Raw genomic sequence first — 14,220 nt, forward strand, 5'->3', positions numbered from 1 at the left:
ATAATCAAGCCAATGATCTAGGCATTGGGGTTTTTAGCACGAATACGTTTATAAACCTTAAAACCTAACATAATTAGTACACCCAACACAAAGATTCCGACGATACCAAAGATCCAATCGAAACTACTTTTTAAGATTACCAAAAACACAACGGCAAAAAGTATAAAGGTCGCTCCTTCGTTCCATAGCCTCATATAACTAGAGGTTTTTCTAACATCATCGCGTTGTAATTGTTTAAAATACTGATGTGTTTTTAAATGATAACCAATTAATAAAACCACAAATCCCAATTTTACATGCATCCATGGTTGTAGCAACCATTCAGGCATAAGAATAAGTAACCAAATTGCAAAAATTGTAGCTAAAATAGCAGATGGCCAAGTAATAATATACCACAAGCGCTTCGTCATTAACTTTAATTGTTCGCCCAAAATTTCTTTATCCGGAGACGGTTTATGAAAAGATTCTATTTGATATACAAACAATCGTGGAATATAAAAAAGACCTGCAAACCAGGTGATAACAAAAATAAGATGAAGCGATTTTATATAGTTGTAATATTCCATATTTATATGTTAAGCCGTCTTTGTACTTCTTTTAACTAAATCTGTTTTAATTTCACGGTTTAAAAAATAACCTGTGACGATGGTCGATAACACATCGGAAATTGGAAACGACATCCAAACACCTAATTCTCCAAAAAACTTCGGTAAAATTAAAATTAAAGGAATAAAGAAAAAACCTTGACGCGTTAATGTTAGTAATAATGCAGGCTTAGCTTTACCAATGGCCTGAAAATAGGCTGCTCCTATTAATTGCAACGCAATAATTGGGGTGGCGGCAAAAACCCAACGCATAGCAGATGGTGTTTGCTTTAACACTTCGGGATCCTGTGTAAACATTTTTGTGATGGTTTCTGGAAAAGCCATGAGTAAAATAAAAACTATAGTTGCTAGAATCGCTGCATATTTAATAGCTGTATAAATAGATTCACGAACACGATCGTATTGTTCGGCACCATAATTATACCCAGCAATAGGCAAGAATCCTTGTGTGACTCCAAATACAGGAAATAAAGCAAACATAAGCATACGCCCAACAATGGCATAAGCAGTAACAGACACTTCTCCTCCTAAATGGAATAATATGTTATTCATAAATAAATAAGTAACACTTACAACCGCTTGACGGGCTAACGTTACAAAACCAAGTGATCCTATTTCAGAAATAGTTTCCCATTTTAATCGTAAGTACGACCAGTCGATTTTTAAAGTAGAATTATCTGAAAAGAAATACCATAGCACAAACACAAATCCAATAAAATTTGAACCTGTTGTTGCCCAAGCCGCTCCAGCCATTCCCATATCTAGCGTATGGATGAATATATAATCGAAAATAAGATTCCCTACAGAAGGAATCATCATAGAGTACATTGCAAATTTAGGATTCCCCTCTGCACGCATAACATTGTTACCCATCATAGAAAACCCTAAGAAAGGAACCCCATACATAACAATATTATAATACGTTTTAGCGGGCTCAAAAATATCGCCTTTACCACCAAAGGCTGAAATAATTTCGTCATTAAAAAATAACCCCAAGGTTACAAAAGAAGTGATAAGTATGAGCGTTAAGGTAATCTGGTTTCCAAAAACATCTAAAGCTTTTTCTTTATTATTAGCTCCTAACGCTCTAGAAATAATAGATGACCCACCTATACCAATAGACATCCCTAAGGCTGCTATAAAAAAGGATACAGGCAAAACCACATTTATGGCTGCAATTGCAATAGAGCCAATCCAGTTTCCAACGAAAATAGTATCTACAAGTACATTTAGGGACATGACTAAAATCCCAATAGATGCAGGTACAGACTGCTTAATTAAAAGTTGACTAATGGGTTTTGTTCCTAAATCTACAGATACTTTTTCTCTCATACTTATGCAATAATAACCTTATTTAGCCCAATTGTTTATCCATTTCCCTAACAACGCAGACCAAGAATCGTCATCGTTTAAACAAGGTACTGTGGTAAATTCTTTTCCGCCTACTTCATGAAAAAGTTCTTGACCTTCCATTGCAATTTCTTCTAATGTCTCCAAACAATCGCTAACAAAAGCAGGTGTTATTATTGCCATATTTTTAACTCCAGCTAATCCCAATCTTTCAATGGTTCTATCTGTATACGGTTGTAACCACGGATCAAACCCTAATCTAGATTGAAACGAGGTTGAAAATGCTCCTTCTTCTAAACCAAGTTTTTCTGCAACCAATCGCGTAACCTCTAAACATTGGTGTTTATAACAAAATTCGTGTGCTTTAGACGGGGTTACACAACAAGACCCATCTATTTTACAATGCGATTTTGTAACGTCACTTTTTCTAATGTGTCGCTCTGGAATACCATGATAAGAAAACAATATATGATCGTATGTTTTTCCACCAAGATGACGCTTTACAGAGTCACTTAACACTTCAATATAATCTGGTTTATTATAGAAAGCAGGTAAATGATCTATTTTAACATTCGGAAAATGTTCTTGGCGTAGCTCTTCAGTTAAAACTAAAATAGTTTCTGTAGTTGCCATAGCAAATTGAGGGTACAATGGAATTAAGAAAACCTCATCTACACCTTGATCTACCAACTCCTGAATTCCCTTTTTAATGGTCATAGAACCATAACGCATAGCTAATGCTACAGGATAATCTACTTCCTTTTGCACTTTAGCTTTAAGGCGTTCCGAAATCACTATTAATGGAGACCCTTCGTCCCACCATATTTTTTTATATGCAGCAGCAGAAGCTTTTGGTCGTGTTTTTAAAATTATACCTTTTACTAGTGCTGTTCTAGCTATTAGAGGAATATCTATAACACGTTCGTCCATTAGAAACTCTCCTAAATATTTTTTTACATCCTGCGGACTAGGACTCTCTGGAGAGCCTAAGTTAACAAGTAAAACTCCTTTTTTCATTTTACAAAAGTACAATAGAAATTACGATCCTACCACATTCTAATCATAGTATTATCTTATCAACTATTCAATCAAATTGATTATTAGGACTCTTGTATATCAAAAAAATTACATACTCTTAATTCTATTTTTTTCTTGCTGATGATGTATCGAACGGTCTTCATTAGCATTACAATCTTGAAAAATGCCACAAGATTTACCTAATCGTACTAACGATTTAGTATTCGAATCTTTCGACCAAGCTTCTATTTCTGGAGATAAATATGTCATAACAATCAACTTTTTTACATCTGTAAAACTAAAGGAAGAAGTTTATTACAGCGTTAAGACGATGTTACATACGGAATAAGAAATGATAGGACAACACGTTTAAAATTCTTAATAAGATAACATGCACCACATGATACATTATAATCTTATAACTCTGAATTAAAAATTAGATGATTGAAAAATTACACTTCGTAATTTAATACCCTTATTGTTTTTTAGATGAAGATTCTTTTTGCTGTTTCTTAACGGGAATAACTTCGTTTGCATTACAATCCTGAAAAATGCCACAAGACACTCCGGGTCTTACTAACGATTTTGATTCAGATTGTTTCGACCAAGCTTCTATTTCTGGAGATAAATATGTCATACTAAAAGATTTAAGACATCTTAAATATAGTGAATAAAATTAGTCTAAACAATACCGTATGCCTCCTAAAAGATGCATTCTAAAGTTTGGGTCTGAATAAGCCTCAATGGTATGACCGAGCCCCGTATAAAACGAACGTCCGCCATCAAATTCCTGACACCACGCTATAGGATGATAATCCCCATTTTCTCCACCTGCATAAGAGGTTTCATCTAGCATAATAAGCGGATTTATAGCGTCGCTTATGTTTTTAAAATTATACCATTCATCAAAATGTTTCCAATTGGCATCTAAATGTTGTGTTGCTTCATGATTGGTGTTCACAATCTTTAAATTTGCCTGAGATTGCTCTGGATGACTAATAAAATATGCACCAACAAGCTTACCATACCATGGCCAGTCGTACTCGGTATCTGTAGCAGAATGCACACCTAGAAAACTTCCTCCATTATTAATAAATGCTTTAAAAGCGTCTTGTTGTTTTTCATTTAAAACATTACCCGTAGTATTTAAAAAGATTACAAGTTTATATCTCAATAAATTTTCTGAGTTAAATACCTCTGAATTTTCTGTATGTGTAATCGCAAAACCATGTTCTGTACCCAATGCTGTTAATGTTTTTACACCAACTTCAATAGATTTATGCCTAAATCCTTCTGTTTTAGAGAACACCAACACTTGATCTATATTCTGAGCAACAACAGAACCACAAGAAAACAGCAAAACGATTAATAATTTCATACCTAATTAATTGATTGTAAATATTTTTTTGGAGTAGTTCCGTACTTCTTCTTAAAGGCAGCAATAAAGTGACTTGAAGTACTATAGCCCACTTTTAACCCCACTTCATTTACATTAAAACCTCCTGTTTCTAGCAGCTTTCTAGCTTCTTCCATTTTATAGTCGAATAAAAAACTAAAAACCGAATCTCCATAAATTTGTTTAAATCCTTCTTTAAGTTTCTTAAGACTTAAACCAATCTCGTCTGCCAATTCCTGTAAACTAGGCGGCTCTGCCATTCTAGAAATAATAATATCTTTTGCTTTTCTAATTTTAATCACATTGGTTTCGTCTACTAAAAACGGACATTGTTCAACATTAGCATCTTCACTCCTATTAAAATACAAGCTCAACAACTCGAAAGTCTTTCCTTTAAAATAAAGATTTTTAATAGATTCGTTTAAATTGTAATGCATGATTTGCGTTAAAACAATAGCCATAGACGGAGAAATTTTCCCGTCTTTATAATATTTCTTATCCTTATTATCATCGCTTAAAAACGTAACATAATCGGCTTCCTGAGAAAACAAGCCATGAAACTCTTTAATAGAAATTAAAATAGTAACCAACCATGAGTTAGGATTAACCTCTAAATGAATTGGTAAATCTTGCTGCGGATTATAAAGTAGCAATGAATTCTCTTCGTTAATATTTAACGTATAGCTTCCTTTATTGAATTTGAATGCTGAAGAACCTTTTAAACAAAAATGAAATTGAATAACACTACTGTCTATATGTTTCTCTACAACATCTACTCCAAGACCTTCATTTTGATAGGTTAAGACAGAAAAACCCTGATCTATAATGGTTTCCTTAAATGTTCCTTCAGCGTTATTTTTTTGTTCCATTTTTCTAAAATTTAAATCGCATTTATTTAGATTCACTCTAAACTAATTACAACAATAACGTTGTAAGCCCCGTAAAAGTATAATATTTATTAGATTTGATTCGATAATTGAATTAAAAAACCCGAAACGACACTAAAAGTTCTTTCAGCGTTACTTTTTTACAATTAGGCACTATACATTTGTTCTGAATTTCCAACTAATATAATAAATGAATCAAAATCACGGATCTAGAGGCACTTACTTTTACGCCATTGGATTAAGTTATAAAAAAGCAGACGCTGAGATTAGAGGACATTTTAGTCTTGATGAAGAATCAAAACTAAATCTTTTAAACCAAGCGAAAGAAAATGGTATTGATAGCTTGATTGTAACTTCTACTTGTAACAGAACCGAGATTTATGGTTTTGCAGAGCATCCATTTCAACTTATTAAATTATTGTGCGATAACACTAAAGGAACTGTTGATGAATTTCAGCAAGTGGCCTATGTTTATAAAAGTAGCGAAGCAGTTTCTCATATGTTTCGCGTGGGTTCTGGATTGGATAGTCAGATTCTAGGAGATTTCGAAATTATCAGTCAGCTTAAAAAAAGTGCAAGAGTCTCTAAAAAATTAGGTTTGCTTAACACCTTTTTAGAGCGCCTAGTAAGTATGGTTACTCAAGCGAGTAAACGTATTAAAACCGAAACCGAAATTTCTTCGGGTGCAACATCTGTATCTTTTGCATCTGTACATTATATATTAAATAACGTTCCTGAAGTTTCTAATAAAAATATTTTACTTTTTGGAACTGGAAAAATTGGTAGAAACACCTGCGAGAATTTAGTTAAACACACTAAAAATGAGCAAATCACTTTAATTAACAGAACAAAAGATAAGGCAGAACGAATTGCTGGAAAATTTAATCTTTTAGTTAAAGATTACGCCAACTTACAAGAAGAAATAAATAATTCTGATGTTTTAGTCGTTGCTACCGGAGCCCAAAACCCAACGGTAGACAAGCATTTAATACAGACTAAAAAGCCTTTACTAATTTTAGACTTATCGATTCCGAAGAACGTTCATGAAAATGTTACGGAATTAGAAGGTGTGTCTTTAATTCATCTAGACCACTTGTCTCAGATTACCGACGAAACTTTAGAAAAAAGAAAAACACATATTCCTGTTGCCGAAACCATAATTGAAGACGTTAAAAAAGAATTTAACGATTGGTTAGAAACACGAAAGTTTGCCCCTACAATAAAAGCATTAAAGAATAAATTATTAGACTTTAAATCGGCTGAACTAGATGTGCAACGTAAAAAAATATCTGATTTTAACGAAGCACAAGCTGAGCTGATAAGCAATAATATTATTCAGAAGATAACAAATCATTTTGCGCATCACTTAAAAGATGAAGATTTTTCGACTAACGAAAGTCTTGAACTTATAAAAAAAGTGTTTCAGCTAGAAACATCATCAAATGCATAAAACTATTCGCATTGGCACAAGAGACAGTCAGTTAGCTCTTTGGCAAGCACATACCGTTCAACAACGACTTGAAGATTTAGGATATGCTACAGAAATTGTTGCTGTAAAATCTACAGGCGATTTAATCTTAGATAAACCGCTTTACGAATTAGGGATTACTGGTATTTTTACCAAAACCTTAGATGTTGCTATGTTAAATGGTACCGTAGATATTGCTGTGCATTCTATGAAAGATGTACCAACCTTATTACCACAAGGTATAATTCAGACTGCTGTTTTAGAACGCGCCAATGTAAACGACATCTTAGTACATAAAGGCTTAGATTTTTTGAATGCAGAAGGCACTGTAGCCACTGGTAGTTTAAGACGAAAGGCGCAATGGTTAAACAGATACCCAAATCATAAAGTTGATGATTTAAGAGGAAACGTAATTACGCGACTTCAAAAATTAGAAGACAACCCTTGGAATGCTGCTGTATTTGCAAAGGCTGGCTTAGAACGTATAAATGTTCTTCCAGAACACTACATCGAGTTAGACTGGATGATTCCTGCTCCGGCTCAAGGCGCTATGGTTGTTGTAACTTTAGAAAAAGACAAAGACATTACAGAGGCGGTTTCAAAATTAAATGACACACCTACAGATATTTGTACACATGTAGAACGTGAATTTTTACGTATATTAGAAGCTGGTTGCACGGCTCCAATTGGAGGCCTTGCAACAATAACCAATGACACTATAGCTTTTACAGGTATTTTACTTGCATTAGACGGCAGTAAAAAATTAAGTATCTCCAAAACAGATTTGCTTTCAAATTATAAAGGATTTGGAAAACGCTGCGCTTTAGAACTCATTGAAAAAGGTGGAAAAGAACTGATGGATTCAATTAAAAAAGAAATGAATTCGTAAAAAACTCAAAAAATAATGAAGCTTAAAACGTTGCAAAACCTATATCGTTTTACAGATATTCTCATTTTATTTTTTTTAATATTTGATTTTGGCTTCACCCTTGAAGATGAATACAAACCTCTAAGAGTTCCTGTTTACACATCTATTCTTTTACTTTTAATTACGTTTAATACGTTTAAATTTTTTCAGTATTCTAAAAGCGACCCTATTAGAAAAACGGTTAAATTTAACATCGGGATTTTAGTAACCACACTAGTTGCAGCATCTACAGCATACTATTTAAATCAACACTTACCTCCTATCGAGCAACTTATGAGACCCAAAGTTATTTTTGAGCTAGGCTTGTTCTTTTACCTTTTAATGCGCTTAACATTTCTTATAAAATATATTTACAAGATATATTTCAACCCCGCGATACTTTTTGCAGGAAGCTTTTTTTTACTAATTCTTATGGGCGCTTTATTACTTATGCTCCCTAAAGTAACTGTTAACGGCATTTCCTTTTTAGATGCCTTATTTACCGCAACGAGTGCCATTTGCGTAACAGGTCTTGCTGTACTCGATACTGGTAAAGATTTTACCCAATTAGGGCAAACGCTAATTGTTATATTAATTCAAATAGGTGGTTTAGGGATTCTAACATTTACATCTTTTTTTGCGTACTTCTTTAAAGAGAACTCTTCATTTAGAGAGAGTATGTATCTAAAAGATTATACCTCTACAGAAAATTTACAAGACGTTTTTAAAATTGGAGCTCAAATTGTAGGGATTACACTCGGGATAGAATTAATTGGAGCAATCTTAATTTACACCTCTATAGATTCGATTACCACCATAGAAAACAAAGTTTTCTTTTCTATATTTCACTCCATCTCTGCGTTCTGTAATGCTGGATTCTCAACCTCGTCTTCAAGTTTTTACGAACCAAGTTTACGCTACGATTATTCGCTACAATGGGTACTTATGTTGCTTATAATTATAGGCGGAATTGGGTACAGCTTTATATTTAATTCATACTCATATTTAAAACGTAGTTTTTTAAATCTATTTAGAACAAAAAACAAAGTTTCAAGAACTGTACGCGTATTTACCTTGAACTCTAAAATCACGATTGTAACGACTAGTGTTTTATTAATCTTCGGGTTTATCTTTTTCTATTTCGCCGAAACTAATTTTAGTTTACAAGACCACGATTCTGTTTTCGGAAAAATTACAACTGCCATGTTCTCTTCGGTTACACCAAGAACTGCCGGGTTTAACACTGTAGACTACGGTCAAATTGCAACACCATCGTTATTAATTGTTATTTTTTTAATGTGGATTGGTGCTTCACCTGGATCTACCGGTGGAGGTATTAAAACAAGTACCTTTGCTATTGCTTCTTTAAATATATTTGCAACGGCAAGAGGAAAAAAACGTATAGAAATTAACACAAGAGAAATTTCTAGCAGCACCGTAAACCGTGCATTTTCTATTATTTTTATTTCTTTAATGACCATAGGAACAGCAATATTATTACTCTTGTTTTTTGAACCCGAAAAAGATTTACTAGCCATTGCTTTTGAGTGTTTTTCTGCTTACAGTACGTCAGGATTAAGTATGAATCTTACACCTACTTTAAGCGACCCTAGCAAATATGTTATTATTGCCGTTATGTTTGTAGGGCGAATTGGATTGTTAAACTTGCTATTTGGAATGTTAGGGCAAGTCGAACAAAAGTTTTATCAATATCCACAAGAAAATATTTTAATCAACTAAGTTATAATTGAAATGAAAATCATCATTTTTGGTCTCGGAAATTTCGGAATGTCTCTAGCGCTAAGCCTTACAGAAACAGGTAATGAAGTGGTTGGAATAGACAAAAACATGGACAAGGTAAATATTGTAAAAGATAAAATTGCACACAGTATTTGCTTAGATTCTACTAACGAATTGGCTTATCAGGCACTTCCAATAAAACAAACAGATATTGCTGTTGTTGCTATTGGCGAAAATGAAGGTGCAGCAATTATTACTACAGCAATTATAAAAAAACTAACAACAGGAAAAGTTATTAGTCGCTCGTTATCGCCTATACACGATACCGTTTTGCAAGCCATGGGAATTACATCTATAGTACACCCCGAGCAAGAAGCAGCACTTAAACTAACCAATAAAATAAATCTTAAAAATATAGTTGACAGTTTTAAAATTGATGAAAAATATTCGATTTCAGAAATAAAAACACCTGCAGAATTTGTAGGGAAATCCATTCTAGATTTAGAAATTAGATCTAGATATAAATTAAATATAGTTACTATTCTTCGTAAAAAAGAAAAGACCAATTTAATAGGGAATACCACAGTTATAAAAGAAGTTATTGGTATTCCTAGTGCCGAAACAGTTATCCAAGACAACGATATTTTAGTTGTTTTTGGTTCGGATGATGATATTTCTAAAATTTGTGATAAAAATTAACAATGCCACTTAAATCTATCTTATCTACAAAAACGCTTCACAAAGAACACAAAGCGTTACTTACTAAAGCCAATATTCAAGTTACAGAATACAACGCCATATCCATAGATTTCGTTGATTTTGATTCTGAAATCATTGTTGAAAATGCCATCATTACTAGTCAGAATGCTGCAAAAGCAGTTATCGATAATAAAGTGGTGATTAGAAACTGTTTTTGTGTGGGCGAAAAAACCATGGCGTTTTTAGAAGAACACGGACAAAACGTTTCAAAAATGAAGCTTTACGCCTCAGAATTGGCTAATTATATTGTTAAATATCATAAAAATGAAGCCTTTGTTTTTTTCTGCGGAAATTTAAGACAAGACACTTTACCAGATGCCTTAAAAGAACACAACATCGGGTTAAAAGAAATTATAGTGTATAACACACAAACCGAACCTCAAAAAATTGATGGCGAATTTGATGCGATTTTATTTTATAGTCCAAGTGGTGTCTCAAGCTATTTAACAGATAACCAGATTAGTAATGAAACTATTTTCTGCATCGGAAAAACAACTGCTGCAGCTTTACAAGAACAAACTAAAAATATAGTAATACCGTCGAGTCCTACTATAGAAAACTTACTACAAAGTGTAGTTAAATACTCAAAAAAATCATGATTAAAAACGATTTATACTTAAGAGCTTTAAAAGGAGAAACTGTAGAACGTCCTCCGGTTTGGATGATGCGTCAAGCAGGACGTTACCTTCCAGAATTTATTGCTATCCGCGAAAAATACGATTTCTTTACGCGTTGTCGCACACCTGAATTAGCGAGTGAAATTACTGTTCAACCTATCCGCAGATACGGTATGGATGCTGCTATTTTATTCAGTGACATATTAGTGATTCCGCAAGCGATGAATATCGAGGTAGAAATGAAACCTAATTTTGGTCCGTATTTACCAAATCCTGTTCGCGACCAAAGAGGTGTAGATAACGTGATTGTTCCCGATGTAAATATCGAGCTAGACTACGTTATGCAAGCCATTAAAGCGACTAAAGAATTATTAAATAACGACATTCCATTAATAGGTTTTGCGGGTTCTCCATGGACTATTTTATGTTACGTCGTGCAAGGACAAGGCAGTAAAAATTTCGATAAGGCCAAAGAATTTTGTTTTACAAATCCGATAGCAGCACATCAATTACTTCAAAAAATTACAGATACAACTATTGCGTATTTAAAAGCTAAAGTAGTTGCAGGAGTAGATGCTGTACAAATTTTCGATTCTTGGGGAGGTATGTTATCGCCAACAGATTATAAAGAGTTTTCTTGGCAATATATCGACCAAATTATTGAAGCTTTAAAAGACGATGCACCAGTGATTGCATTTGGTAAAGGGTGTTGGTTTGCACTTGGTGACATGGCTAAAAGTAATGCCGCGGCATTGGGAATAGACTGGACATGTTCTGCCCAAAACGCACGTTACTTAACAGGAGGAAACATTACACTTCAAGGAAACTTCGACCCGTCGAGATTATTATCGCCTCCTTCAGAAATTAAGAAAATGGTACACCAAATGATAAACGAATTTGGTAAAGACAAATACATTGTAAATCTTGGTCATGGTATCTTACCTAACATTCCGTTAGATAATGCCAAAGCCTTTATAGATGCTGTAAAAGAGTACAAATAGAACATGGATAAATCGTTTTACATTGCTAATCTAGAAGTATCTGATGCGCCACATCTTCATAAATTTATGATGGCTAATGTAAAGCGATTTGTACCCTATTTACCTTATACTCTTGCAAAAAATTTAAAGGTTGAAGCGTCTAAAGATTACATTATCGTGCAACAACAAAAAAGAGAGCATAAACACGAATACACGTTTACTCTTAAAGACGTTACAACAAATGCCATCTTTGCGCTTATCATTCTAAAAGAAATCGATTGGAAAAATGGTATAGGTGAATTTGCATATTGTATAGACGAACACAAGGAAAATAAAGGTATTATGTCTTCGGCAATTGCTAAATTTTCTCATTATGCATTTACGGAATTACAGTTAAAAACCCTTCAAATTATCTCGCATAAAACAAATGTTGCAAGTATAAAAGTAGCTACAAACGTAGGGTTTGTTTGGATAAAAACTTTAAAAAACGAATACGCGCCGCCAAACGCACCAACTCAAGACATGGAATTATATGAATTACAGTGTGAAAGATAAATTTTATCAATACATATTAGAATTACAAGATACCATTACATCGGCTTTAGAAACTGTAGATGGTACCGCTACATTTCAAGAAGATATTTGGAAACGCCCAGAAGGTGGAGGTGGTCGTACACGCGTGATTGAAAACGGAGCGGTTTTCGAAAAAGGTGGTGTAAATATTTCTGGAGTTCACGGTGAACTTCCTGAAAGTATGCAAAACTATTTTGGTGTTAAAGATGCCAATTTCTTTGCCTGCGGATTAAGTCTCGTACTACATCCTAAAAACCCAATGGTGCCAACCGTACATGCCAATTGGCGTTATTTTGAAATGTATGATAAAGAAGGTAATATTGTAGACCAATGGTTTGGTGGCGGACAAGATTTAACGCCATACTATCTTTTTGAAGAGGATGCCACTCACTTCCATACCGTTTGTAAAACGGCTTGCGATAAACACGATGCCGATTTTTACAACACTTATAAAGAAAAGTGTGACAAATATTTTTGGAATGCTCACAGACATGAAGCCCGAGGTATAGGCGGTTTATTTTACGATTATTGTAAAGCCACCGACGCTATGTCTATGGAAAACTGGTACGATTTTACCACCGAAGTGGCCAACAGTTTCCTTGAAAGCTACGTGCCTATTGCCGAAAAGCGAAAAGATTTACCATTTACTGAAGCACAACGCAACTGGCAAGAAATCCGTCGTGGGCGTTATGTAGAATTCAATTTAGTACACGATAAGGGCACATTATTCGGACTTAAAACAAATGGCCGTATAGAAAGTATTCTAATGAGTTTACCGCCACATGTGCAATGGGTTTACAATCACGAACCAGAACCTGGCAGTGCCGAAGATAAACTCGTAAATGTTTTAAAACATCCAAAATCATGGCTTTAAAAAAAATAATACTAACTAGTGTAATCGCCGTTATATGTGGTCTGTCTGTATTGGCACAAGACCGTAATACTACCATAGAAAACGATTCGCTTCAAGCCATTATTTACGAAGAAACTTCAGATTATATTCAAATTTATAAAAACAGAATTACCGCTAAATTATACTATGTAGATACCTCGAATTCGTTAATGGTTCAAGACCGAAATTCGAATTTTTATGTCAACTTAGTGCCTAACAAACAAAATCGTATAGGCGCCTCGGTGGCATTTCGGTCTATTGCCATTTCGTATGCTTTTGCTCCCAATTTCCTAGCCAAAAATAAAGACAACGAAGATTCTAAATTATTCAATTTAAACTTCAGAACATACTTTGGTAAACATTGGATGCAAACCTTAGATTTCTACAATCAAAAAGGATTTTATATAGAAAACAAAGATGCTAGTATCTATCTTCCAAAAACAAAATCGTTTAAAGTTGGTGGTTCTACCTCTTATATTTTTAATGAAAATTTCTCGTTTCGAGCCATTGCAACTCAAGACGAAAAACAACTAAAAAGTGCTGGTAGTTTTATTCCTGGCATAGTGTATTATTACTCGAAAATGGACTTAGTTGCAGAAGACCCAGACCCAGAATTTAATCTGCATAGCGATTTAACTACATTTGATATTGCTTTAGCTCCCGCTTACTATTATAATTTTGTACCGACTAAAAATTTATTTTTATCGTTAGGAGTCTCTGCTGGAATAGGTTTAAATTATTCAGAATCTAAAGATGACGTAGAACACGAAAGGTTGACATCTTTACTTACCGAAATTGATTTTAGAGGCGCTATAACCTACGACATCGATAATTTATACTTGGGTGCCAATTACAATTATCTTATATTAAATCATAATTCAGATCGCTCATCTTACGTTAAAGACAACATTCCTTTTTTCCAAGCTTATATAGGTTACCGCTTTAAAGCACCTAGAAAAATAGTGCATACTGCAAATGATATTAACGACAAAATAATTCCAAAATCGAAAGACTAAATCGTACTTTCAA

16 protein-coding genes are annotated in these 14,220 nt (G+C 33.9%); 9 read left to right on the forward strand and 7 right to left on the reverse strand.

Going from position 1 to position 14,220, the window contains the following annotated elements; translation table 11 throughout:
* Nucleotides 1–17: 17 nt before the first annotated feature.
* From BN863_RS17100 to BN863_RS17120, 7 genes are all read right to left on the reverse strand, one after another.
* Entirely contained in the window at nucleotides 18–566 is a 549-nt protein-coding gene (locus BN863_RS17100; protein ID WP_038532644.1) for a CopD family protein, read from the reverse strand.
* Nucleotides 567–575: 9 nt separating this feature from the next.
* Nucleotides 576–1,937, reverse strand: a complete 1,362-nt coding sequence (locus tag BN863_RS17105) for an MATE family efflux transporter (protein ID WP_038532646.1) — start codon at nucleotides 1,935–1,937, stop codon at nucleotides 576–578.
* Between the two features lie 18 nt (nucleotides 1,938–1,955).
* Nucleotides 1,956–2,972: a ferrochelatase gene (gene hemH, locus BN863_RS17110; RefSeq protein ID WP_038532648.1), complete on the reverse strand. Its 1,017-nt coding sequence runs from the start codon at nucleotides 2,970–2,972 to the stop codon at nucleotides 1,956–1,958.
* Between the two features lie 108 nt (nucleotides 2,973–3,080).
* Complete coding sequence (locus BN863_RS18705) at nucleotides 3,081–3,242, reverse strand: hypothetical protein (RefSeq protein WP_206778062.1); 162 nt, start codon at nucleotides 3,240–3,242, stop codon at nucleotides 3,081–3,083.
* A gap of 205 nt (nucleotides 3,243–3,447) precedes the next feature.
* Nucleotides 3,448–3,609, reverse strand: a complete 162-nt coding sequence (locus tag BN863_RS18625; protein ID WP_169740924.1) for a hypothetical protein — start codon at nucleotides 3,607–3,609, stop codon at nucleotides 3,448–3,450.
* A gap of 39 nt (nucleotides 3,610–3,648) precedes the next feature.
* The gene (locus BN863_RS17115) at nucleotides 3,649–4,350 is read right to left on the reverse strand and encodes a ThuA domain-containing protein (RefSeq protein ID WP_038532650.1); all 702 of its coding nucleotides are present in this window, start codon (nucleotides 4,348–4,350) and stop codon (nucleotides 3,649–3,651) included.
* Between the two features lie 2 nt (nucleotides 4,351–4,352).
* Nucleotides 4,353–5,237: a helix-turn-helix transcriptional regulator gene (locus BN863_RS17120; RefSeq protein WP_038532651.1), complete on the reverse strand. Its 885-nt coding sequence runs from the start codon at nucleotides 5,235–5,237 to the stop codon at nucleotides 4,353–4,355.
* Between the two features lie 208 nt (nucleotides 5,238–5,445).
* Between BN863_RS17120 and hemA the strand changes: the two genes are divergently transcribed.
* The 9 genes from hemA to BN863_RS17165 are packed head-to-tail and all read left to right on the forward strand — an operon-like array spanning nucleotide 5,446 to nucleotide 14,207.
* Nucleotides 5,446–6,705, forward strand: a complete 1,260-nt coding sequence (gene hemA, locus BN863_RS17125; RefSeq protein ID WP_038532653.1) for a glutamyl-tRNA reductase — start codon at nucleotides 5,446–5,448, stop codon at nucleotides 6,703–6,705.
* Nucleotides 6,698–7,612, forward strand: coding sequence for a hydroxymethylbilane synthase (hemC, locus tag BN863_RS17130; protein WP_038532655.1), 915 nt, complete (start codon nucleotides 6,698–6,700; stop codon nucleotides 7,610–7,612). The genes hemA and hemC overlap by 8 nt, the downstream gene beginning before the upstream one ends.
* A gap of 15 nt (nucleotides 7,613–7,627) precedes the next feature.
* Entirely contained in the window at nucleotides 7,628–9,370 is a 1,743-nt protein-coding gene (locus BN863_RS17135; protein ID WP_038532657.1) for a TrkH family potassium uptake protein, read from the forward strand.
* 12 nt (nucleotides 9,371–9,382) lie between these two features.
* Nucleotides 9,383–10,069 carry a potassium channel family protein gene (locus BN863_RS17140; protein WP_038532659.1) on the forward strand — a complete coding sequence of 229 codons (687 nt, stop codon included), beginning with the start codon at nucleotides 9,383–9,385 and terminating at the stop codon, nucleotides 10,067–10,069.
* 2 nt (nucleotides 10,070–10,071) lie between these two features.
* Nucleotides 10,072–10,728, forward strand: coding sequence for a uroporphyrinogen-III synthase (locus tag BN863_RS17145; protein ID WP_038532661.1), 657 nt, complete (start codon nucleotides 10,072–10,074; stop codon nucleotides 10,726–10,728).
* Complete coding sequence (hemE, locus tag BN863_RS17150) at nucleotides 10,725–11,747, forward strand: uroporphyrinogen decarboxylase (RefSeq protein ID WP_038532663.1); 1,023 nt, start codon at nucleotides 10,725–10,727, stop codon at nucleotides 11,745–11,747. The genes BN863_RS17145 and hemE overlap by 4 nt, the downstream gene beginning before the upstream one ends.
* Before the next feature lie 3 nt (nucleotides 11,748–11,750).
* The gene (locus BN863_RS17155) at nucleotides 11,751–12,281 is read left to right on the forward strand and encodes a GNAT family N-acetyltransferase (protein WP_038532665.1); all 531 of its coding nucleotides are present in this window, start codon (nucleotides 11,751–11,753) and stop codon (nucleotides 12,279–12,281) included.
* Nucleotides 12,271–13,173, forward strand: a complete 903-nt coding sequence (hemF, locus tag BN863_RS17160) for an oxygen-dependent coproporphyrinogen oxidase (protein WP_038532667.1) — start codon at nucleotides 12,271–12,273, stop codon at nucleotides 13,171–13,173. The genes BN863_RS17155 and hemF overlap by 11 nt, the downstream gene beginning before the upstream one ends.
* Complete coding sequence (locus tag BN863_RS17165; protein WP_038532669.1) at nucleotides 13,164–14,207, forward strand: DUF4421 domain-containing protein; 1,044 nt, start codon at nucleotides 13,164–13,166, stop codon at nucleotides 14,205–14,207. Before hemF ends, BN863_RS17165 begins: the two co-directional genes overlap by 10 nt.
* The last annotated feature ends 13 nt before the right edge of the window (nucleotides 14,208–14,220 follow it).

This window comes from Formosa agariphila KMM 3901 (assembly GCF_000723205.1).
Taxonomy (GTDB): Bacteria; Bacteroidota; Bacteroidia; order Flavobacteriales; family Flavobacteriaceae; genus Formosa; species Formosa agariphila.

Excerpts from the sequence above, each read along its gene's own strand:
- BN863_RS17135 (WP_038532657.1), top strand. The coding sequence starts at position 7,628 with ATGAAGCTTAAAACGTTGCAAAACCTATATCGTTTTACAGATATTCTC.
- hemH (WP_038532648.1), bottom strand. The coding sequence starts at position 2,972 with ATGAAAAAAGGAGTTTTACTTGTTAACTTAGGCTCTCCAGAGAGTCCT.
- BN863_RS18705 (WP_206778062.1), bottom strand. The coding sequence starts at position 3,242 with ATGACATATTTATCTCCAGAAATAGAAGCTTGGTCGAAAGATTCGAAT.
- BN863_RS17120 (WP_038532651.1), bottom strand. The coding sequence starts at position 5,237 with ATGGAACAAAAAAATAACGCTGAAGGAACATTTAAGGAAACCATTATA.
- BN863_RS17100 (WP_038532644.1), bottom strand. The coding sequence starts at position 566 with ATGGAATATTACAACTATATAAAATCGCTTCATCTTATTTTTGTTATC.
- BN863_RS17145 (WP_038532661.1), top strand. The coding sequence starts at position 10,072 with ATGCCACTTAAATCTATCTTATCTACAAAAACGCTTCACAAAGAACAC.
- BN863_RS17165 (WP_038532669.1), top strand. The coding sequence starts at position 13,164 with ATGGCTTTAAAAAAAATAATACTAACTAGTGTAATCGCCGTTATATGT.
- BN863_RS17140 (WP_038532659.1), top strand. The coding sequence starts at position 9,383 with ATGAAAATCATCATTTTTGGTCTCGGAAATTTCGGAATGTCTCTAGCG.
- hemA (WP_038532653.1), top strand. The coding sequence starts at position 5,446 with ATGAATCAAAATCACGGATCTAGAGGCACTTACTTTTACGCCATTGGA.
- hemE (WP_038532663.1), top strand. The coding sequence starts at position 10,725 with ATGATTAAAAACGATTTATACTTAAGAGCTTTAAAAGGAGAAACTGTA.
- BN863_RS17155 (WP_038532665.1), top strand. The coding sequence starts at position 11,751 with ATGGATAAATCGTTTTACATTGCTAATCTAGAAGTATCTGATGCGCCA.
- hemC (WP_038532655.1), top strand. The coding sequence starts at position 6,698 with ATGCATAAAACTATTCGCATTGGCACAAGAGACAGTCAGTTAGCTCTT.
- BN863_RS17115 (WP_038532650.1), bottom strand. The coding sequence starts at position 4,350 with ATGAAATTATTAATCGTTTTGCTGTTTTCTTGTGGTTCTGTTGTTGCT.
- BN863_RS17105 (WP_038532646.1), bottom strand. The coding sequence starts at position 1,937 with ATGAGAGAAAAAGTATCTGTAGATTTAGGAACAAAACCCATTAGTCAA.
- BN863_RS18625 (WP_169740924.1), bottom strand. The coding sequence starts at position 3,609 with ATGACATATTTATCTCCAGAAATAGAAGCTTGGTCGAAACAATCTGAA.